Below are 20,771 nucleotides of genomic sequence, written 5' to 3' on the forward strand. Positions count from 1 at the left end.
TAACAAACAAAAAAAAAGCAGTAATTTTTTACATTACTGCTTTTGAAATATTTTAAATCTATAGTCTAAAACTTATGTTCGTCTTTGCTAATTACCAAAAATGAAACTATAGATATAAGTGCCGCGGTTACCAAATAGAAACCTACATAACTCACATCATATGTCTTAGCTAACCAAATTGCGATCATTGGTGCAAAAGCAGCTCCTAAAATTCCCGCCATATTAAAAGTTAAAGAAGCTCCAGAATAACGAACATTTGTTGGAAATAATTCAGACAGAAAAGTTCCCAAAGGTCCGTAAGTAAAACCCATTAATGACATTCCGATGCAAGCAAAAATGGTAACCAAAACGATATTTCCAGAACTTAAAAAGTAAGAAAAGAAAAATCCAAAAACGGCAATAGCCGCAGTTGCGACGATAAGCATTTTGCGACGACCAATCTTGTCGGCCACAACAGCAGAAACTGGAATAAAAAGCGCAAAAAACAATACAGAGAATAATTGAATCAATAATCCATCTCTTTTTACAATTCCTAAATCTGAAGTAGCCCAGCTAAGTGTAAATACAGTCATTAAATAGAAAACCAAGAATGTTGTTATTGCTGCGAATGTTCCAAAAACCAACTGATTTTTATATGATTTTACTAATTCTAGAAAAGGAACTTTTACCTCTTCTTCCTGTTTTTTGGCATTTTCAAACGAAGGCGTTTCTGTAATTTTAGTTCTAATATAAAAACCAACTATTACTAAAAATGCACTGGCAATAAAAGGAATTCTCCAACCATAATTCATAAAATCTTCATTACTCATAGAATCTGTCAATAACAAGAAAGTTCCGCCAGAAAGCAATAAACCTATTGGAGCGCCTAATTGTGGAAACATTCCGTACCAAGCACGTTTATTTGGTGGTGCATTTTCTATCGCCAATAAAACAGCACCTCCCCACTCGCCTCCTAAACCAACACCTTGTCCGAATCTGCAAAGCATTAATAATAACGGAGCCGCGACACCAATACTCGCGTAGCTGGGCAAGAATCCAATGGTTACTGTCGAAATTCCCATTGTCAATAAAGCGGCTACAAGAGTAAATTTACGTCCGATCTTATCACCATAATGCCCAAAAAATGCCGAACCTAAAGGGCGTGACAAAAACGCAATAGAAAAAGTAGCCAAAGATTCCAGAGTCGCCATTGTCGAATCTGAACTAGGAAAAAATAATTGAGGAAAGACCAACACTGCTGCATTGGCATAAATATAAAAATCAAAAAATTCGATTGTGGTACCAATAAGGCTTCCAAAAAGAACATGTTTTAGAGAGTTCTTTTTATTCTCGTTAGTTTTCATGTAAAATAGATATAACTTTTTTTTTTGATTACAAAAATATAGTTTCATTATTAATAATTCATGTTTCAAAGAATTAGTTTTAAAACATCATTCGTTTTTTAACAAATCTCATGTTTTTTCCATTTTAAAAACATGAATTTTATTCCAATTTAAAAACTTGATTTTAGGTGCTTTAAAACAAAAATCAAAAATCAAATCTTAAGCATTCGTTAAAAGCATTTTTAACTGTATATTTTCATTAAATTTACAGCTGTCAAAAATAAATTTAAAATTATGCCTACCGACTGTATCAGCTTTCAATCTTCTGGATATTTCTCTAAACTAATGCAGGATTATTTAGATCAAAAACCAGAGTTAAAACCGCTGTACAATAATTTTCCAAGCCTAGAAAATTTTGAAAAACAAATAGCCGAAAAATCAGCCAATTTTGATCATAACAATAGAACTGCATTGGTTGAAACGCTGGAAAAACAATATCAAAATATTGAAATTTCGGATTTAACGAGACAAAATATTACGCTTTTAAAACTCGAAAATACTTTTACAATTACAACTGGACATCAGCTAAATTTATTTAGCGGACCGCTATATTTTTTATATAAAATTATTTCTACTATTAATTTAACTAAAGAATTAAAGTCGAAATATCCTTCGTACAATTTTGTTCCAGTTTACTGGATGGCTACAGAGGATCACGATTTTGAAGAAATTAATTATTTTAATTTTAAAGGAAAAAAAATCCGCTGGAATGCAGAAAGCACTGGTCCTGTTGGAAGGCTTTCAACCAATGGTTTAGAAGATTTATTTGAAGTCTATTCGAAAGAATTAGGTTCAAGCACTAATGCCAATACACTTAAAAAGCTTTTTGAAGAAGCCTATTTAAAACATGAAAATCTAGCCGATGCAACCCGTTATTTGGCCAATGCACTTTTTTCAAGCTATGGTTTAGTGATTATAGATGCAGACGATCGCGATTTAAAACGTGCTTTTATTCCGTTTGCCAAAGAAGAGTTAGAAAATCAGACTTCGTTTAAAGCGGTTCAAAAATCAATTGAAGAACTTGCAGATTATGCCGTTCAGGTAAATCCACGTGAAATTAATTTGTTTTATATCGAAGATAAACTGCGCGAAAGAATCATTTTTGAAAATGACAAATATTGGGTGAACAACACCAAAATTTCATTTTCTAAAGAAGAGATTTTAAAACTATTAGAAAGCAATCCAGAAAAATTCAGTCCAAATGTAATTATGCGTCCGTTATATCAGGAAATTATACTTCCTAATCTCTGCTATATCGGTGGAGGCGGCGAGATTGCATACTGGCTAGAATTAAAAGCCTTTTTTGATGCTGTACAGATTACTTTTCCAATATTATTAGTTCGAAATTCAGTTCTTTTAGCAACTGAAAAACAAGTTAAAAAAGCCGATAATTTAAATTTATCATGGAAAGATTTATTTAGTAAATCGGAATATTTAGTTAATGAGATTACTCATAAACTTTCGCCATTTCCAATTGATTTAAAAGAACAAAAAGAAGCACTTGAAAAACAGTTTGCGTATTTATTTGAATTAGCCGAAAAAACAGACAAATCTTTTTCTGGAGCCGTAAAAGCACAAGAAGTAAAACAAAAGAAAGGTTTGGAAAATCTAGAAAAACGTCTTTTAAGAGCACAAAAAAGAAAACTCCAAGATCAGTTACAAAGGGTAACCGATTTGCAGTGCGAATTATTTCCAAACAATAGCCTTCAAGAACGCCAAGCCAATTTTTCCGAATTTTATTTAGAAAAAGGAGAACAATTGATTCCGCTTTTAATTCAAAAATTAAAACCTTTAGAACATAATTTTGACATCATAATAATCTAAAATAATTATCTTTAGAAATTAAAAAGTACAGATTTAGAAACAAATAACCAGCACATTTTCTAAATCTTTACTCTCTCAAACCAAATAGAATTATATTTTATAACCTATTAACTAACTAACCTAATGGTAAGAGAACGACTAATTTCGCTTGATGTCTTTCGCGGACTGACAATTCTATTGATGACTATTGTAAACAATCCAGGTGATTGGGGAAATGTTTATCCTCCGCTTTTACACGCGCACTGGAATGGCTGCACACCAACCGATCTTGTATTCCCGTTTTTTATTTTTATAATGGGAGTTGCTGTACCGCTTGCAATGCAGGAGAAAACATATGATGAAACAACATTCAATAAAATTCTCATTCGCTCTTTACGAATGCTTTGTTTGGGGATTTTCTTTAATTTCTTTGGAAAAATTCAGCTTTTTGGATTAGATGGAATTCCGCTTCTAATTGGACGATTGGTCATTACTTTTGCGGTTGGTTATGCTTTGATGGGAAGTTTTAGCACACGCCTAAAAAACATTTTTGCATTTGGCATATTGGCTATTTATCTCATTTTAGCCTACGGCGGATTTGAAAACTATCAAGATGTTCGGCTTCCCGGAGTTCTACAGCGTATTGCAGTAGTCTATTTTGTTGTTTCGCTTTTATATTTGAAAACATCCCGAAAAACCCAAATTATTACAGGAGCTGTTTTGCTTTTAGGATATTGGGCAATTATGACCTTAATTCCTGTTCCGGGATTTGGAGAAGCAAATCTAGAGCGAGGCACCAATCTCGCTGCTTGGGTTGACAGCGTCGTCTTAAAAGGACATATGTATCACGAAACCAATACTTGGGATCCAGAAGGAATTTTAAGCACAATTCCTTCAATTGTAAATGGAATTATTGGTTTGTTTATGGGCCAAATTTTACTACTTAGTGTAACCAAAATCCAAAAAGCACAAAGAATGGGAATGATAGGTACTGCGCTAATTTTTTTCGGTTTAATCTGGGATTTAGTTTTCCCTATAAATAAATCCATCTGGACAAGCAGTTACGTTTTATATACAACTGGTTTGGCTACAGTCTGCCTTACGGCATTGTACTATATCATTGACATAAGAGAATACAAAAAGGGCTTTAAACTATTTGTAATCTGGGGAGTGAATCCTATGATTGTTTTCTTTGCTTCACAGATTATCCCACAGGCTTTGGTAATGATACGTTTTCAAAACCCATCTATCCCAAGCGAACAGACCAATCTTTTAGATTATTTATATCGCTTTGGCATTGCACCGTTTTTCAGTAATCCTATGTCTGCTTCCTTGGCAGGAGCACTAACCTATGTTGCGATCTGGACATTTATTTTATGGATATTCTACAGAAACAAATTAATATTTAAAGTTTAATTTTTTAGCATATAACCTTTTCTTAATCAAAACATCATTCTAAAGAGTTTTAATTATGATTTTATTAAAATCAATTCATAAAAAAAGTATACTTTTGCACAAAATTTAATAAAATAAAAAATGGCAACAAATAGAACTTTTACAATGATTAAACCAGATGCTGTTGCAAACGGACACATCGGGAATATCTTAGCAATGATTACTAATGGTGGTTTCAAAATCGTTTCATTAAAATTAACTCAATTAACTGTAGCAGATGCAAAAGCATTTTATGCAGTTCACGCAGAAAGACCTTTCTACGGAGAATTAGTTGAATTTATGTCTCGCGGACCAATTGTTGCTGCTATTTTAGAGAAAGATAACGCAGTAGAAGATTTCAGAACTTTAATTGGAGCTACAAACCCAGCTGAAGCTGCTGAAGGAACTATTCGTAAAGCATACGCTACTTCAATCGGAGAAAATGCAGTTCACGGATCTGACAGCGATGAAAATGCTGCTATCGAAAGCGCATTCCACTTTGCAGGAAGAGAGCAATTTTAATTTATGATTTTAGAGTTCAGATTTTAGATTGCTGAACTTAATATCAAAACAAAAAATCCATTTCAATTGAAATGGATTTTTTTATATATAAAATCTAAAATCAGCGTAAAACAACATCTTTTACAACCTCACGACCCAATTCTTCATTAATCATTTTTACTATCTTGTATTTTCCGTGAGTTAATTCTTCGCGCAGAACAGACGACCCTAATTCTACATAAAGTGTACTGCCTTTCAATACAACATTCCGAGTATAAGTATTCACTCCGCTCCCCATAAGATTTTTCCAGGCGTCACGAACATCAATTTGATCCATACCTGGCTGCAATTTATTCACTTGAATAATCTGCTGTAATACAGCACTAATAGTACTTTCGTTATTTATTCTTTTCGCCATCTTTCAAAAGGTTTACTGGTCCAGCTTTTTTATAATGATATTCTATTTTTTGTGCATTTTTAACCACCAATTTGTCATCAGAGAGCGAGATAATCTCTTCGCTCCATTTTGCATAATCCGTTTTATAATCTAAGAAAACTTGTTCTCCAGCAAAACGAACCGAAACATTCTCAAATGTGTCTGTTGTCAAAAATGTACCGTCAAATTGTGGCATCACTTTCGTTCGAACTCCTTTATTATTTTTAATTTGGAAAAAATCAAAAGTCTCGTTCATTTTATACTCCTTCTCTTCCCCTTTCTCAAAAACCACTTTTTCAATTTCCCAATAACCATTTAATTTGGTGAGATCTGCAGGTTTTATTTCCTGTTTACAGCTCACAAATAAAAGTGAACAAAACAAAACTATAAAAGCGTTTTTCATAAATAAAAATATTAAAATTTATTCTTTTTTAATCTAAATGAAGTCGAAGAATTAGGAGCTATTTCCTGCTGTCCGCTGTATCTTTTGTGCCGAACCCCGGCACAAAAGGATGCCGCTTCCATCAGGGCTAGGGCTCTTGTTTTCAAAAGAAATTTTCTCGGACTACAAAGATAACCTTATAATCATCAAAAGAAATACTTTGTCTATTAATTATTTTAAAAGATAAAAGTGCCCTATTCTAATACATATAAGACTTTTAAAGACAAGCAATATCTAACATTATACAGAACTTTATTTCATTTACACATCAAAAAATCTATCAAAAAAGAATAATAATCAATAACTCAAAACTAAAAGCAGTGAAGACCATATCATTATTAATAATTACTATTTTATTTTTTAATTGCACTAAACAAAAGCAGTCAAGTCATAGTTATACAAAAAACAAAAAACAACATCTGACAGAAGACAACAACATCCTGAAAGACAGTTCACATTTTCACAAAAAAGATTCAACCAAAGAAAACAAAAAAGAAAACATTGATATAAAAATCATAAGAACAACAATACGAGAAAGCTCTTATTCTGACCATAAAGACATTGAAATAGTTTTTAAAAATACAGGCAAGAAAACAATTAAAGCTATCAAATTTGAATGGTCTTGTGTCAATTCTTTCGACGAACCTGCAAGTGGCAAGTACTTTTATGGAGAAGGAAATTACCAAGAAAAATCCGCCATTCTTTTAAAACCAGGTCAAACCCAAACAGAATATTGGGAAGATTTCTCAACAGATGCCGATAAAGTTACAAAAATAAAAGCTACCTATATTGTTTATACTGACGGCACAAAAATGGAAACTTCACAACCATGACAATTCCTTACAAAGACAAGGAATCAACATTAATCTCAAATAATTGATTAAACTATTTCAACAATCAAACTAGCAGACAAACTTGGGTGAATTATTTTAAACCCAAATTAAAAGACAAAATTGACACGAACGGAATCTTGCCCTTAATTTTGCAAAACTGCCTTTATTAAAACACAACAAAAGAATGGCCCGTTTAAAAAAAAGCTTTTAAACAAAGTTTCATTAAAAACCTTTATTTAAAAGCTCAATATTTTTAGAACGCTATACGTTGGAGCAAAAAAACTAGCGATTTGTTTTTATTCTCTTAAGAACCCCTAAAAAGAACAAAATTATTCCAGCCACTAGCAAAATATAATAGACCGAAAGATTTTTATCCTTTAAAACATTTGCCAGAACAAAAGAGAGTACACTAGCAAAATAAAAAGTTAAAGCAGAAATATTTTTCATTATTAATTATTTAAAGAAACTATCTACAAATTCATACTTATTAAAGACTTGCAAATCTTCAATTCCTTCGCCGACACCAATATATTTTACTGGGATTTGAAATTGATCTGAAATACCAATTACAACACCGCCTTTTGCAGTTCCGTCCAATTTAGTTACCGCCAATGAAGTAACCTCTGTAGCCGCAGTAAATTGTTTAGCTTGTTCAAAAGCATTTTGACCTGTAGAACCATCTAAAACCAAAAGTACATCATGAGGCGCATCAGCAACCACTTTCTGCATTACACGTTTTACTTTTGTCAGCTCATTCATTAAGTTTATTTTATTATGAAGACGTCCAGCTGTATCAATAATTACAACATCAGCATCTTGAGCAACAGCAGATTGCAAAGTATCGAAAGCTACGGAAGCAGGATCACTTCCCATTTGCTGTCTTACAATTGGTACATTTACGCGATCGGCCCAAACTTGCAATTGATCAATGGCCGCTGCACGGAAAGTATCCGCCGCACCTAAAACCACTTTATGACCCGCTTTTTTAAATTGATAAGCCAGTTTACCAATTGTTGTTGTCTTTCCTACCCCATTTACCCCAACAACCATTAAGACATAAGGTTTTTTATCTTTCGGAATTTCGAATTCTGTTGCCTCACCGGTATTCGTTTCAGATAATAAAGCACCAATTTCATCACGAAGAATTTGATTCAATTCTTCTGTTCCTAGATATTTATCTTCAGCAACACGCTTTTCAATTCTTGTAATAATTTTCAAAGTAGTATCTACCCCAACATCAGAAGCTACAAGAACTTCCTCCAGATTATCTAAAACATCATCATCAACTTTAGATTTCCCAGCAACGGCTTTACTTAACTTCGAGAAAAAAGTAGTTTTCGTTTTTTCAAGACCTTTGTCTAAAGTCTCTTTTTTTTCGGTAGAGAATAATTTTTTAAAAAAACTCATTTTTTGTAGATTATTTAGATTTACTAGATTTCTCAATTTTCACGCAAGAAATCCAAATCTTTAAAGAAAGAGCAATTGTTTTCCAAAAAAAGGCCAATTGTTACGATTCTTTAAATTTATAGACAAATATAGGTAATAAAAAAGCTACTTCCGAAAGAAAGTAGCTTTTCTATATAATGTAATTATAATTATTTCTTTTTCAAGAACTCATCAACTTCTTCAGGAGCCATAATAGATTCTACGAATGTATATGCACCAGTTTTAGGAGATTTTACCATTTTGATGGCTTTTGATAATCTCTTAGAAGATGTTTGTAACGATGCTACGGTTTTCTTTGCCATGATTCAAATGTTATTTGAAATTCATTAAATCTTCAAATGAAAAACCATTTGAGATTTAATCAAAATCTCTAATTATTACTTAATTTCTTTGTGAACAGTTACTCTTTTTAAGATTGGATTAAATTTTTTAATCTCTAATCTATCTGGAGTATTTTTTTTGTTCTTAGTTGTAATATATCTAGAAGTACCTGGAACACCAGAAGTTTTGTGCTCAGTACATTCTAAAATTACTTGGATTCTATTACCTTTCTTTGCCATCTTGCTATATATTTATTTAGGAAAAGATTATTTGATAAATCCTTCTGACTGCGCTTTTTTCAAAACTGCAGTGATTCCATTTTTATTAATTGTTTTTATCGTAGATGCTGCTACTCTAAGAGTAATCCATCTATCTTCTTCTGGAAGATAAAAACGCTTTTTAACTAAGTTTACAGAAAACTTTCTCTTAGTTTTGTTCATAGCGTGAGAAACGTTATTTCCTACCATCGCTCTTTTACCTGTAAGGTCACAAACTCTTGACATTATACTTATCTTTTATCGTTATTCAAAATCAGGGTGCAAAGAAAAGAAAAATAAACCATTTTAGCAAAAAATTATTGCACAATTTTTAAAATTTCTTTCTGTAATATTTCCAAACTCTTAACAGACGCCCTATCTATCACTTTTTCACGAGGTTGTCCGAAGTTAAATTCCTCAACAATTACCCCATCTGGTGTTGCCAAAGCAATAAAAACAATGCCTATTTCAGCATCAGAATCGCCTTTTGATGGACCTGCATTGCCCGTCGTTGCTAGCGCATAGTCGGTTTTCAGCAAATCTTTAACACTCAAAGCCATAGCCGATGCAACCTCAGCACTAACTACCGAAAATCGATCAATTAAATTTTGCGGTATTCCCAAAACATTTATTTTGACTTCTGTTGCATAAGAAACGACACTTCCTTTAAAATAGCTTGATGAGCCTGGAACAGCCGACAATAATGAAGCAATTCTTCCACCAGTACAACTTTCTGCCGTTGAGATTGTTTTATTTTGCTTGGTAAGCAGTTTACCTATTACCGTTTCAATTGTTTCATTCTCTTCGTAACCTACAATTATATCGTGAATGATAGCGTCCAAGGACTGCACATTACTTTCTATCGCTTCTTCTAATTCTTCTTTATTAGTCCCGCGAGCGGTTAAACGCAGACGAACTCGCCCCGGATTGGGCAGATAAGCCAGTTTTATAAACTCTGGAAGATTATTCTCCCATTGTTCAATACGTTCTGCCACTAAACTCTCCCCTTGTCCATAAGTCAAAATGGTTTTATGAATAATGTAAGGACGTTTATATTCGCGGACAATTTTAGGGATTATTTCTTCTTCTACCAGATATTTCATTTCGTACGGAACTCCTGGAAGCGAAATAAAAACGGTATTTTCCTTCTTCATCCACATTCCTGGCGCTGTTCCTACTTTGTTATGCAAAACAGTACAAGTAGAAGGCACCAAGGCTTGATCTTTATTGAGTTGCGAAATGGGCCTGTTATAAAACCCTTCAATTAATTCAGTCACGTGCGCCAAAACTTTTTGATCAACTACTAGTTCATCATCAAAGTATTCACAAAAAGTTTTCTTTGTTACATCATCTTTAGTTGGCCCTAATCCGCCCGTCACAATCACAACATCTACTTTGTTTTGTAGTTGTGCAAAAGTGTCTAAAATATGTTTTTTGTCATCGCTTATGGACAGCATTTCTGCCACCTCAACTCCAATTCTATCGAGTGATTTGGCAATAAAAGCCGAATTTGTATCTACGATTTGGCCAATTAAGATTTCATCTCCAATAGTAATAATTGCTGCTTTCATAATCAGTGGAATATTTTTGTCGCTTAAATAAATTAAGCCAATAATTTATAAGTAGAAAATTAAATTTTGTCTAGGGGGAAGGTATTAACGGCTTTTACAAACTATAAGCCCGTTTACAAAATTTAAAAATGTTTTGACTTATTCCTTTTATAAAAACAGGAATAAGTCAAATTCTATATTAAAGATCAAAATCTTTTTTAATTTCTTTAATCGCTTCTTTTACTTGTACTTTAATACTTTTAAAAGTTTCGATAATATCCTTTTTTTTGCCTTCAGCTTTTGTCCAAGCTTCTACCTGCAAAATTTCTTCAAAAGCCACATTTAACCCCATTAAATCTAGTGTAGGCTTTATTTTATGAGCATAGGAATAGGCGTATTTATGATCCTTCTTTTTTATTCCTTCTTTAATTTGTTTTAAATCTTCTGGAACCTCTGTAACAAATAAAGTTAAAATCTGATTTACAAATTCAGGATCGTTATCTGAAAGCGCATATACTTTCGAAAGGTTGTATTTTAAAGCCATTATTTTACTTGTATTCTGAATAATTTTTTATCTTCTAAAAAGCCTTCTAAAACATCATTTGGTTTTACAGCCGCAACACCTGCAGGCGTTCCTGTAAAAATAATATCTCCAATTTTTAAGGTAAAAAACTGAGACACATGAGAAATCAATTCATCAATCTTCCAAAGCATCATACTAGAGTTTCCTTTTTGAACTGTTTCTGAATTGCTCCTTAATTCAAAATTAAGATTTTCCATAGAAACAAAATCAGTTTTTGGCAAAAAATCTCCAATAACTGCAGAACCGTCAAACGCCTTGGCTTTTTCCCACGGAAGTCCTTTTTCTTTCAATTTACTTTGCAGGTCTCGTGCAGTAAAATCTATTCCAACACTTATTTCATCATAATATTTATGAGCAAATTTTGGCTCAATATATTTCCCGACCTTATTAATCTTTACGATTATTTCAACTTCATGATGAACATCTTCAGAAAACTCCGGAATAACAAACGGATGTTGCTTCAACAAGACCGCCGAATCTGGCTTCATAAAAACAACTGGCTCGCTTGGGCGTTCGTTTTTCAACTCTTCTATATGATTGGCATAATTCCTGCCGACACAGATAATTTTCATTCTTTTTTAAGTTACTGAGATACTGAGATGCTAAGATACTAAGAATCTAAAAAAATTAGAATCTCAGAACCTTAGCATCTTAGAAACTTATTTAGTATTTAATTTTCTTAATTTAATTGCTGTCAAAACTTTTTTGGTGTACAACGGAAAATCAGCATTTTGAATCCAGCTGAAATATCCCGGTTCTGTTTCTAGAACCTTTTCTACTTTTGCTCCTTTATGTTTTCCAAAAGTAAAAATTTCTTCATCATCTTGATCAAAAGCAATCATTCCCGCAAAATCGGCGATTTTTTTACGTGTTGTAAATTCAGACAAAGATTTCATGTCGTTCTCTAATTCTGGATAGCGATCTAATTGCGCTTTCAAGATTTCGTAAGTTGCCATTGTATCTGCTTCTGCCGAATGCGCATTGTCTAAACTTTTTCCACAATAAAATTTCAAAGCAGCGCTTAAAGTACGCTCTTCCATTTTATGAAAAATAGTCTGTACATCTACAGAAACTTTGTTTTTCATATCAAAATCAACTCCTGCGCGAAGTAATTCTTCAGCCAAAAGCGGAATATCGAAACGATCTGAATTAAATCCGCCCAAATCACTGTCCTTAATCATATTATGAATATGCGGAGCAAGTTCTGCAAAAGTGGGTTCGTTGGCTACTTTTTCATCTGTTATACCATGAACTGCAGTTGTTTGTGGAGGAATTGGAATTGTTGGATTAACCAACCAGGTTTTACTTTCTTTGTTTCCGTTTGGAAAAACTTTGAATATTGAAATTTCTACGATTCTATCTTTACCGATATCAATTCCCGTTGTTTCGAGATCAAAAAAGCAAATTGGCTTGTTAAGTTTTAATTCCATTTCTAATTTTTATAAGTTTACAAATGTAATTTTTAAAGCGGAATATCTCTCTTTATTCTGATTTTTTTTGTCGAAAAATGCTTTCAATTAGTCAATTTTAACTTTTCAAAAATAAGCTTTTAATAAGTCTGCGTACTACTGCTTAATTCTTTTCTTACAAAACAAAAAATCCGATAAGTTTAAAACCTATCGGATTTGATTTTATTTGTATTTTATTTTTAGAAATCTCTATCTACATCAAAAGCTTCCAAATATTCTGCTACTCTTTTCACAAAACTTCCTCCAAGTGCTCCATCAACAACTCTATGATCGTACGAGTGCGACAAGAACATTTTCTGACGAATTCCGATAAAGTCACCTTCTGGAGTTTCAATAACTGCAGGCACTTTACGAATTGCACCAAGAGCTAGAATTCCAACTTGAGGCTGATTGATAATTGGTGTTCCGAAAACGCTTCCAAAAGTACCAACATTTGTCACCGTGTAAGTTCCACCTTGTGTGTCGTCTGGTTTTAATTTTCCAGCTTTTGCACGGTTTCCTAAATCGTTAACCGCTTTTGCCATTCCAACAAGATTTAACTGATCTGCATTTTTAATTACAGGAACAATTAAATTTCCGTTTGGCAATGCTGCAGCCATTCCTAAATTGATGTTTTTCTTTTTAATAATATAATCTCCGTCAACAGAAATATTCATTCCTGGGAAATCTTTTAAAGCTTTTGCAACTGCTTCCATCATAATTGGAGTAAAAGTCAGTTTCTCGCCTTCTCTTTTTTCGAAAGCCGCTTTTACTTTATCTCTCCATTTTACAATATTTGTCACATCTACTTCAATGAAAGATTGTACGTGAGCAGAAGTCTGAACTGATGCTACCATGTAACCCGAAATCAGTTTACGCATTCTGTCCATCTCAACAATTTCGTCAGCACCATTTACAGAAACTGGCACTGCTTGCTGGCTTTTTTGTACAACTGGTTCAACTGCCTTTGGAGCTTCAGCTTTTGGAGTTTCTACTACAACTTTTGGAGCAGCTTCAACTGCTTGAGAAGCTTGAACAGAACCCGATTTACGAGCCTCTACATATTTTAAAATATCTTCTTTAGTCACACGGCCATCTTTTCCAGAACCCGCAATATTTTCAAGTTCGTTTAAAGAAAGACCTTCTTCTTTTGCAATATTTTTTACTAATGGAGAAAAGAATTTATCTGACCCTGAAAAATCTTGAGAAGTTACAGTTTCTTTAACCGATTCGATTGTTTTTTCGATTTCTGCTACTTCTGCAGGAGCTGCAGTTTCTTGAACTGTATTTACATTTTCTGGAGCTGCTGTTTCTCCGCCTTCAGTTTCAATAATAGCAATAGTCTGCCCTACCTGCACTAAATCATCTTTACCAAACAATTGCTCAACTAAAATTCCTGATACTTCGCTAGGCACTTCACTGTCAACTTTATCTGTTGCAATTTCGAGTACAGCTTCATCAGCCTCAATTTTGTCTCCAACTTCTTTCAACCAATTTGTAATAGTTGCTTCAGCGACACTTTCTCCCATTTTAGGAAGCTTTAATTCAAATCTTGCCATATTGTTAATCTAAAAGATGTTTTTGATTTTCAGATTGCGAAATTAATGAATATTTTAAACATAAATTTCATTTAATATAATTTTTTACTCGATTTTTACAATTTGCCCTCTGTCATTTCTGGAATTACTTCCAATAATAAAATAGGTATTTTTAGGCAAAACTTTAAAAGTAATACTCTTATCTTTAATAGTTTCTATGATTTCGATACATTTTTTGAATGAAATGTACTGATTATCCAAAATTATTTCGACGTTTTTTCCCTTAAAAATCAGGCACGAATTTACCATTTTTTCTTTCGGGATTTTTAAAAATTGGACTTTATTTTTTAAAATTAAGGCTATTTTGTGAGACAAATCTTCGTTTAAAGAATAAAAAACATGCAATTCTGGATTTGGTTTTATTCTTGTTTTGCCTTGAAACATTTTTAAAAAAGAGAAAAACCAAGTTCCAATTTGAATGAAAAAACTAAAAAACAGCGATTTCTTAAAATGCTTCTGATAAAAGAAATTCATAGCTTCCTGAAAACGTTTCATATATTTTTCGTCTTTTATGGTGCTTTCTCCTTTATAATGCAAGACTGTAGTTTCGTGAAAGTAGAAATTTGTCTTTTGTTTTTGCAATGCCCTATACGACAAATCGATATCATCAGCATACATAAAACAATCTTCATCAAAACCTTTTAAATCCTCATAAAGCTCTTTTTTCAAAAGCATAAAAGCGCCAACGAGAATATCTACTCTTCCCGTTTCATTTTCATCTAAATGCTTTGCGTAATATTGATTGAAGAGTTTGGTTTTAGGAAAAACTTTATACAATCCGAAAATTTTGGTGAAAGCAACCCAAGGCGAAGGAATTCCGCGTTTGCTTTCTGGAAGAAACGCTCCTGTTCCGTCAATTAATTTACAGCCAACAATTCCGAGATTTTTTTGCCTTTCGGCGAAAGCCAAAATTTTCGTAAAAGTATCTTCTGCAACAACGGTATCTGGATTTAAAATACAAATGTACTTTCCTTTCGCTTGACGAACACCAATATTATTGCCTTTTGGAAATCCAAAATTTTCTTTGTTTTCAATCAGTTTTACGTCTGGAAATTTTTCTTTCATCATCAAAACACTTTCGTCTGATGAATTATTATCAATCACGATAATTTCTGCATCGATTGTCGCAATTGACTCCTGAACACTTAAAACGCATTGTTCTAGAAAGTAACGCACATTGTAATTTAAAATGACAACCGATAACTGCATGAAAAATTGAGTATGTAGATTTTGGCCGAAGTTAGAAATTTTCTGATAACCCTAAACGCAGTGACCAATCGTTTTTACTAATTCCGTAATCTAATGCCAAATTACTTCCGTTTCTTTTATTCCATTTGATACGAATTCCGGTTCCAACCGCAGGATTCCATTTTTTAAATTGATAGGTATCTAACTTAGAAACCGAAGAAACATTAGTAAAGAAAACAGCTCCAAAAAATCCGTTTCGGCTTATATCGGTTCTGTATTCGGTTTCAAAATAAATAAGGGCATTGCTTCGATATCTATTTTTGGTAAATCCGCGTCCCGTTTTGCCTTCACGATCCCAACCAATACTTGGCAAATCTAAATAGTGCGGTTTTCCTCCAAATGTTGACCAGTAAAAAGCTCTTGAAGCCCAAACGCGATGTTTGGTTTTGCTAAAAGAATGGTATTTTCTTGCGTCAAAATATATAGATTGCCATTTGTCTCCTTCTACTCCGCTAGTATTTATTCGCAAGTCGGCTTCGATATACAAACCTTTTTGAGGATTAATAATATTTTCCCTCGAATCGTAAAGTCCCTGTAAGGCAAAACCAAACGAAGTCTCGTTAGAGTAATCGCCATTCATATATTTGTAGTAATCGGTTTCTCCATCTATATAAGATTCTTCAGAAATATTTTTATAATCATCTAAAAGAAAGCCAACTCCTAAACGATAATTTCCGAAAACCTGCCTGGTAATAAACTGATAAAAACGCCATTGCTGGTAATCGAGCGTTGACATTTCTTTTTTTAAATTGTCTTCACCCAATCCATACGTATCTTGGGGATAAATCATGTAGCGATAATCTCCAATAAGACTCCATTTATTATCTTTTGAATATATATAAGATTGGATTGGAAATACAAATTGCTTACTAAAACTAAAATAAGGCGAAAAAGTAATCTGAGACATTCTGGTTGTTTTGGCATCTCCTAAATAAAATGTAGTCAGAAAAGAAACAACCAAACCTGTGCTGGAATTAACGCCAACTGGAACTGGCAATAAGGAAAAAGCTAGTTTTCTATTTCTTTCTGGACGAATGGTGTCTTGCTTATCAAAAACTCTATGTATAACATCTAAAATATCTCGTGTACCCACATTTGTGCTATCATTTTGAGCTTGACAAAACGATCCAATTAAAAATAAAATCACAATGTACTTATTTTTTAAACCATTCACGCACAATATTTTAAAAACAACCTCTTACAAATTTAAAATTTTATTAAGAATATCAATCATTTTTTTATGCTAATCTGAATTATATAAAAAGTTATATTTGAAATACTAAATTATTTGATTTTGAAAATCTTTTCTATGTTACGTTATTGTCTTTTTCTTCCATTGATTATACTCTTTGGCTTCTCAACAACCTATCGGAAAAATGAAGTAAATCTTGTAAAAACAAACAAATGGTTTATTGCTGGGCCTTCTGTAGAAAATGAAGACACACTAAATAAGTTGCGTCTGAAAAATGGAATTGTTACCGTTACAACAAATGACAACCCTAAGGGTCAAATAGAATTGAATGTCATGATTACGCCCTCCGAAATCAATGACGGAATTCCTGCAAATCTTTCAGACGATTCTAAATACCTCAAAATTACTTACCAATCTACACAAGTTATAAAACTACAAGCAAGAGAAGGAAATCAAGAAGGCACTGGTTGTGTGCACGGAGGTTCGCATCCAAGAGTTTCTATACCTGCTTCTCCCAAACGCTTTTCGACAATAAAAATTCCATGGTCAGACTTCAGACAAGATGAACTCACTGATGGAAAACTTTTAAACATCCATAATTTATGCAAGCTTAATTTTGTCAATTACAATCCTACTGCAGGTTCTGTTCTGAAGATAAAATCGTTGAGTTTTTAGTTTCTTTTTGTTTCAGGTTTCAAGTTTCAAGCTTTATGCAGAACTTGAAACTTGAAACCTGAAACATTAAAGATGCAACTGAATCTTATATCGATTCAAGATTTTCATTACGAAAAGCATAATGACAGAAAATACTAAAGACCAAATAATTCCAGGAATCCCTTCTCTAAAATATCCAGGAATAATATGTAGATTAAAAGCTTTACAGAAGTAATAAATTACGCCTGGCAAAATATAAATCAATAACGGATTTGCCGCTGCAGGCATAAAAAAATCGCTCCATTTGGTCTGTTTTTTAACTTCCATCAGCCAATATAACAAATAGAACAAAACAGTGCAGATTGCCGCCGAAAACATGGTCCAAGACGGCGTTCCTTTAATTTTTGAAATTCCAAAATAAGGACGAAGCAAAATAGCCGTTATCGTAAATAGTGCAACAAAACCAATTACAGGCCAGTTAATTTTGGAGCTGATTTTTCGATCAAAAAACAATAACGAAATTATTATTCCAGCTGAAGCTAAAGAAGCATGTGTTAGATGTCCCGCTATAAAACTCAACCAAGAAGTATTTTGTACAAAAGAGTTTTCAATTAGATTAAGCGAATTCATTGCAACAGAAAAAACTAGAAATGCAATCATTGCCCATAGATTTCCAGAAACTAGCCAATAATAAATTACCGTAAAAAGATACGCCCAACCGATTAACCCAAGTATTCCCCACCATTTTGGAGTCATTCCTCTATCTCCTGTTTCTTGAACATATAAAAAATACAGTGTTATTAGAACTAAAATACCTCCATATTGAAGTACATTTTTTAATCCTAAAGGAAAATCTTTTGGATATTTATTCCAGATCGGAATTGGCATCGCATAGGCTAAAAGCCCCCAAAAAGCAGGCGCGATTATCATTTTAGAAGCATCGTAACCATATTCTGCATTGACCATAAAAACACCAATTACAATAAGAGCGATAGCTCTTTTAAGGGTATGTGTCCAAATTATTTTCGGACTATCACCTTTTATCAATCTGGCATTAAACGCAAACGGAATAGACATTCCGACAATGAATAAAAAAGCAGGAAAAACTAAATCAACAAAAGTCATTGCATCGGCATCTGCAGGCATATGTTTCAACCATTGTGGCACATTTTGAATGCTCGCTAGCTCATTTACAAAAATCATTACAAAAATGGTAATTCCGCGCAAAGCATCAATAGAAATAATACGCTGATTAAACAAATTCTCTTTTATTTTCATAATTTTTTACTTTTTTACTAAAAATCAAATATAACATAAATCTAAAATGTCTCGTTACAAATTCTAGATTAATTTTGCACGCTATAAAACTGATTTATACTTTTTTGTTGCATGCTATCATTCCTTAAACCAAAGCCCATATTAAAAGAACTGCTTGATGGAAGTTTTGTTGACATTCATTCGCATGTTTTACCAGGAATTGATGACGGAGCAAAAAACATAAAAAAATCGGCTGAACTAGTTTCGTCTTTACAAAAGATTGGGGTTTCTCAAATTATTACATCGCCACATATTAGTCATTACGTCTGGAATAATTCGCCAGAAATCATAGCGTCTAAACTTCTGGAAACAAAAAAAGCATTAGAAGAAAATAAAATTAAAATTCCTGTTCAAGCTGCAGCAGAATACTTTATTGATAGCTGGTTTGAGAATCATTTTAAAGAAGAAAAACTTCTGACTTTAAAAGACAATTATATCTTAGTAGAAATATCTTATCAAAGTGCTCCTTTAAATATTTACAAAACTATCTTTGAGATACAATTGGCTGGTTATATCCCTGTTCTAGCTCATCCAGAACGGTATCTCTTTTATCACAATAAATTTTCTGAATATGAGAAGTTAAAAAATGCAGGCTGTATTTTTCAGCTAAATCTGCTTTCTACTGTTGAGTATTACGGTTCTAAAATTGCTAAAGTTACCGACGAACTTTTAGCGAAAGGAATGTACTCTTTTTGCGGAACAGACGTTCATCATAAAAAACATATCGAAGCTTTTGATGGCAAGTTAAAGATTAAAAACATTCAGCCTTTGAAAGAAGTAATTGCGAATAATCAGTTTTTTAAATTTTAAAAAAGCTTAATAAGCGTTTTCTTCGCCTTTAAAAATATTAATGACTGTTTTTACAATAATCTTTATATCAAGCAAAAAACTCCAGTTTTCGATATACCAAATATCATATTCCACCCTGTTTTCCATATCGCTTAACACTTTTGTTTCGCCTCTATAACCATTAACTTGAGCCCAGCCCGTAATTCCCGGTTTAGCATATTGTCGAACCAGATAATTATTTATAAGATCGCTGTATTCTTTAGCCAGATTAACCATATGCGGTCTTGGCCCTACAACTGACATGTCTCCCCAAAAAACATTCAAAAACTGAGGCAACTCATCAATGCTTGTTTTACGAATAAAAGCCCCAAATTTTGTTATACGACTATCGCCTTTTTCTGCTTGCTTATTATGAGCAAGGCCGTTCACATACATGCTTCTAAATTTCAAACAGACAAATGATCGATTATCTCTACCTGATCTTTTTTGTTTAAAAAATACAGGACCTCGCGATTCGAGTTTTATAATAATTGTAATAATCGGAAACAGCCAAGGAAAAATTAGCAAGATTACCAAACTTGAAAAACAGACATCAAAAATCTTTTTTAAAAGTCTGTTTGAAGCAAATTCTAAGGGTTCTGTACGAAACATTAATACAGGAGTGTTTTCGTAAAAAGCTACCTCAACTTTACTTGCTTTTGTATACAGTTGAAAATCTGGAATAAACTTAATTCGAACCATTTTCTGCTCGCAGATTCTTGTGAGCTCGTTAATTATTTCGATATTATCGATATGCAGGGCAACATACATCTCATCTACTTCATTCTCCTCTAAAAATGTTTCTATACCTTCAAACTTCCCAATAATAAGAGCAGGATCAACAATTTTACCCTCCTTTCTTTCGTCAAAAAAACCTAAAAACCGATATCCGTAAGTTAAATCTTTAGCTAATACTTTTCGAATTTTTTCTCCAGATTCGTTGGCTCCAACAATTATAAAAGTCTTAAAATTATATCCTTTTGCTCGAACATATTTTAAAAGTTTCATCGAGAAATAGCGAGAAAACATTAGCAATCCGAAAAATATCATGTAGAAATAAACCAAGCGAAGCCTAGAAATATCTGTATATTTTAGATAAACTACAAATATAGAAACTAAAGCGGCATGGATTGAAATCTTTTTGATTGTTCTCCACAATATCGATTCTATTGGCTCTACTCTCACACTGCGATTAGAATCTTTTTGAAGCAATAATGCCACCCATATTAAAATTGCTAAAAGCGAAATTGTCTTTTCTTCTTTAGACAATAATTTATCCAAGTTCCCAAATCTTGCCAATGCAGAAAGCAACGTGGCAGAGTTTAATAAAACAACATCAACTACTACAAACAAAAGTTTATAATAACGTGAAATTCGAAAGTGTGATAATTTTTGTAAAATTTTCATGATGGGGGCGAAATCTTATCCAAAAGGAATAAAAAAGACTCTTATAATAAAAGTGCTGCAAAATAACATTTAAATTATATTTTTTGATACT

At 32.8% G+C, this 20,771-nt stretch carries 23 protein-coding genes; 6 read left to right on the top strand and 17 right to left on the bottom strand.

The window, feature by feature from the left end:
* Positions 1 to 65: 65 nt before the first annotated feature.
* Complete coding sequence (locus M0M44_RS23325; protein ID WP_248727893.1) at positions 66 to 1,343, bottom strand: MFS transporter; 1,278 nt, start codon at positions 1,341 to 1,343, stop codon at positions 66 to 68.
* A 273-nt stretch (positions 1,344 to 1,616) separates the two neighbouring features.
* On the opposite strand from M0M44_RS23325, the gene bshC reads away from it, so the two are divergent.
* From bshC to M0M44_RS23340, 3 genes are all read left to right on the top strand, one after another.
* A complete protein-coding gene (gene bshC, locus M0M44_RS23330) occupies positions 1,617 to 3,206 on the top strand; it encodes a bacillithiol biosynthesis cysteine-adding enzyme BshC (protein ID WP_248727894.1) in 1,590 nt (529 codons plus the stop codon).
* Positions 3,207 to 3,329: 123 nt separating this feature from the next.
* Entirely contained in the window at positions 3,330 to 4,601 is a 1,272-nt protein-coding gene (locus M0M44_RS23335; RefSeq protein WP_248727895.1) for an acyltransferase family protein, read from the top strand.
* Positions 4,602 to 4,721: 120 nt separating this feature from the next.
* Positions 4,722 to 5,141 (top strand): nucleoside-diphosphate kinase, encoded by a 420-nt coding sequence (locus M0M44_RS23340; protein ID WP_012026941.1) that lies wholly within the window; start codon positions 4,722 to 4,724, stop codon positions 5,139 to 5,141.
* A 100-nt stretch (positions 5,142 to 5,241) separates the two neighbouring features.
* On the opposite strand, the gene M0M44_RS23345 is transcribed toward M0M44_RS23340, so the two are convergent.
* Together M0M44_RS23345 and M0M44_RS23350 are read right to left on the bottom strand one after the other, a co-directional pair.
* On the bottom strand, positions 5,242 to 5,538 hold the full coding sequence (locus M0M44_RS23345; protein ID WP_248727896.1) for a DciA family protein: 297 nt from the start codon (positions 5,536 to 5,538) through the stop codon (positions 5,242 to 5,244).
* The gene (locus M0M44_RS23350) at positions 5,519 to 5,959 is read right to left on the bottom strand and encodes a lipocalin-like domain-containing protein (RefSeq protein WP_248727897.1); all 441 of its coding nucleotides are present in this window, start codon (positions 5,957 to 5,959) and stop codon (positions 5,519 to 5,521) included. The genes M0M44_RS23345 and M0M44_RS23350 overlap by 20 nt, the downstream gene beginning before the upstream one ends.
* 359 nt (positions 5,960 to 6,318) lie before the next feature.
* Between M0M44_RS23350 and M0M44_RS23355 the strand changes: the two genes are divergently transcribed.
* Positions 6,319 to 6,831 carry a cupredoxin domain-containing protein gene (locus M0M44_RS23355; protein ID WP_248727898.1) on the top strand — a complete coding sequence of 171 codons (513 nt, stop codon included), beginning with the start codon at positions 6,319 to 6,321 and terminating at the stop codon, positions 6,829 to 6,831.
* Positions 6,832 to 7,113: 282 nt separating this feature from the next.
* On the opposite strand, the gene M0M44_RS23360 is transcribed toward M0M44_RS23355, so the two are convergent.
* From M0M44_RS23360 to M0M44_RS23415, 12 genes are all read right to left on the bottom strand, one after another.
* Positions 7,114 to 7,278 (bottom strand): hypothetical protein, encoded by a 165-nt coding sequence (locus M0M44_RS23360; RefSeq protein WP_248727899.1) that lies wholly within the window; start codon positions 7,276 to 7,278, stop codon positions 7,114 to 7,116.
* 6 nt (positions 7,279 to 7,284) lie between these two features.
* Positions 7,285 to 8,238, bottom strand: coding sequence for a signal recognition particle-docking protein FtsY (ftsY, locus tag M0M44_RS23365; protein WP_248727900.1), 954 nt, complete (start codon positions 8,236 to 8,238; stop codon positions 7,285 to 7,287).
* 188 nt (positions 8,239 to 8,426) lie between these two features.
* Positions 8,427 to 8,579 carry a DUF4295 domain-containing protein gene (locus M0M44_RS23370; protein ID WP_008468081.1) on the bottom strand — a complete coding sequence of 51 codons (153 nt, stop codon included), beginning with the start codon at positions 8,577 to 8,579 and terminating at the stop codon, positions 8,427 to 8,429.
* 75 nt (positions 8,580 to 8,654) lie between these two features.
* Positions 8,655 to 8,837, bottom strand: coding sequence for a 50S ribosomal protein L33 (gene rpmG, locus M0M44_RS23375; protein ID WP_008253902.1), 183 nt, complete (start codon positions 8,835 to 8,837; stop codon positions 8,655 to 8,657).
* A 27-nt stretch (positions 8,838 to 8,864) separates the two neighbouring features.
* A complete protein-coding gene (gene rpmB, locus M0M44_RS23380) occupies positions 8,865 to 9,101 on the bottom strand; it encodes a 50S ribosomal protein L28 (protein ID WP_008468080.1) in 237 nt (78 codons plus the stop codon).
* A gap of 71 nt (positions 9,102 to 9,172) precedes the next feature.
* Positions 9,173 to 10,426, bottom strand: coding sequence for a CinA family nicotinamide mononucleotide deamidase-related protein (locus M0M44_RS23385; protein ID WP_248727901.1), 1,254 nt, complete (start codon positions 10,424 to 10,426; stop codon positions 9,173 to 9,175).
* A gap of 178 nt (positions 10,427 to 10,604) precedes the next feature.
* Complete coding sequence (locus M0M44_RS23390; RefSeq protein ID WP_008468078.1) at positions 10,605 to 10,949, bottom strand: Hpt domain-containing protein; 345 nt, start codon at positions 10,947 to 10,949, stop codon at positions 10,605 to 10,607.
* Positions 10,949 to 11,560, bottom strand: a complete 612-nt coding sequence (locus M0M44_RS23395) for a fumarylacetoacetate hydrolase family protein (protein ID WP_111289096.1) — start codon at positions 11,558 to 11,560, stop codon at positions 10,949 to 10,951. The genes M0M44_RS23390 and M0M44_RS23395 overlap by 1 nt, the downstream gene beginning before the upstream one ends.
* Before the next feature lie 87 nt (positions 11,561 to 11,647).
* A complete protein-coding gene (locus tag M0M44_RS23400) occupies positions 11,648 to 12,418 on the bottom strand; it encodes a 3'-5' exonuclease (protein ID WP_248727902.1) in 771 nt (256 codons plus the stop codon).
* Positions 12,419 to 12,636: 218 nt separating this feature from the next.
* Entirely contained in the window at positions 12,637 to 13,995 is a 1,359-nt protein-coding gene (locus M0M44_RS23405; protein ID WP_248727903.1) for a dihydrolipoamide acetyltransferase family protein, read from the bottom strand.
* A gap of 84 nt (positions 13,996 to 14,079) precedes the next feature.
* Positions 14,080 to 15,243: a glycosyltransferase family 2 protein gene (locus M0M44_RS23410; RefSeq protein WP_248727904.1), complete on the bottom strand. Its 1,164-nt coding sequence runs from the start codon at positions 15,241 to 15,243 to the stop codon at positions 14,080 to 14,082.
* Between the two features lie 31 nt (positions 15,244 to 15,274).
* Entirely contained in the window at positions 15,275 to 16,429 is a 1,155-nt protein-coding gene (locus M0M44_RS23415; protein WP_248727905.1) for a BamA/TamA family outer membrane protein, read from the bottom strand.
* Between the two features lie 162 nt (positions 16,430 to 16,591).
* Here M0M44_RS23415 and M0M44_RS23420 point away from each other — a divergent pair, with 162 nt between their 5' ends.
* A complete protein-coding gene (locus M0M44_RS23420) occupies positions 16,592 to 17,149 on the top strand; it encodes a hypothetical protein (RefSeq protein ID WP_248727906.1) in 558 nt (185 codons plus the stop codon).
* Positions 17,150 to 17,215: 66 nt separating this feature from the next.
* Here M0M44_RS23420 and M0M44_RS23425 read toward each other — a convergent pair whose 3' ends face one another.
* A complete protein-coding gene (locus tag M0M44_RS23425) occupies positions 17,216 to 18,406 on the bottom strand; it encodes a DUF5009 domain-containing protein (protein ID WP_248727907.1) in 1,191 nt (396 codons plus the stop codon).
* A gap of 111 nt (positions 18,407 to 18,517) precedes the next feature.
* Here M0M44_RS23425 and M0M44_RS23430 point away from each other — a divergent pair, with 111 nt between their 5' ends.
* Entirely contained in the window at positions 18,518 to 19,255 is a 738-nt protein-coding gene (locus tag M0M44_RS23430) for a tyrosine-protein phosphatase (RefSeq protein WP_248727908.1), read from the top strand.
* A gap of 6 nt (positions 19,256 to 19,261) precedes the next feature.
* Here M0M44_RS23430 and M0M44_RS23435 read toward each other — a convergent pair whose 3' ends face one another.
* On the bottom strand, positions 19,262 to 20,680 hold the full coding sequence (locus tag M0M44_RS23435; RefSeq protein WP_248727909.1) for an undecaprenyl-phosphate glucose phosphotransferase: 1,419 nt from the start codon (positions 20,678 to 20,680) through the stop codon (positions 19,262 to 19,264).
* Positions 20,681 to 20,771: the final 91 nt, after the last annotated feature.

The organism is Flavobacterium humidisoli (assembly GCF_023272795.1).
In the GTDB taxonomy this organism is placed as follows: Bacteria; Bacteroidota; Bacteroidia; order Flavobacteriales; family Flavobacteriaceae; genus Flavobacterium; species Flavobacterium humidisoli.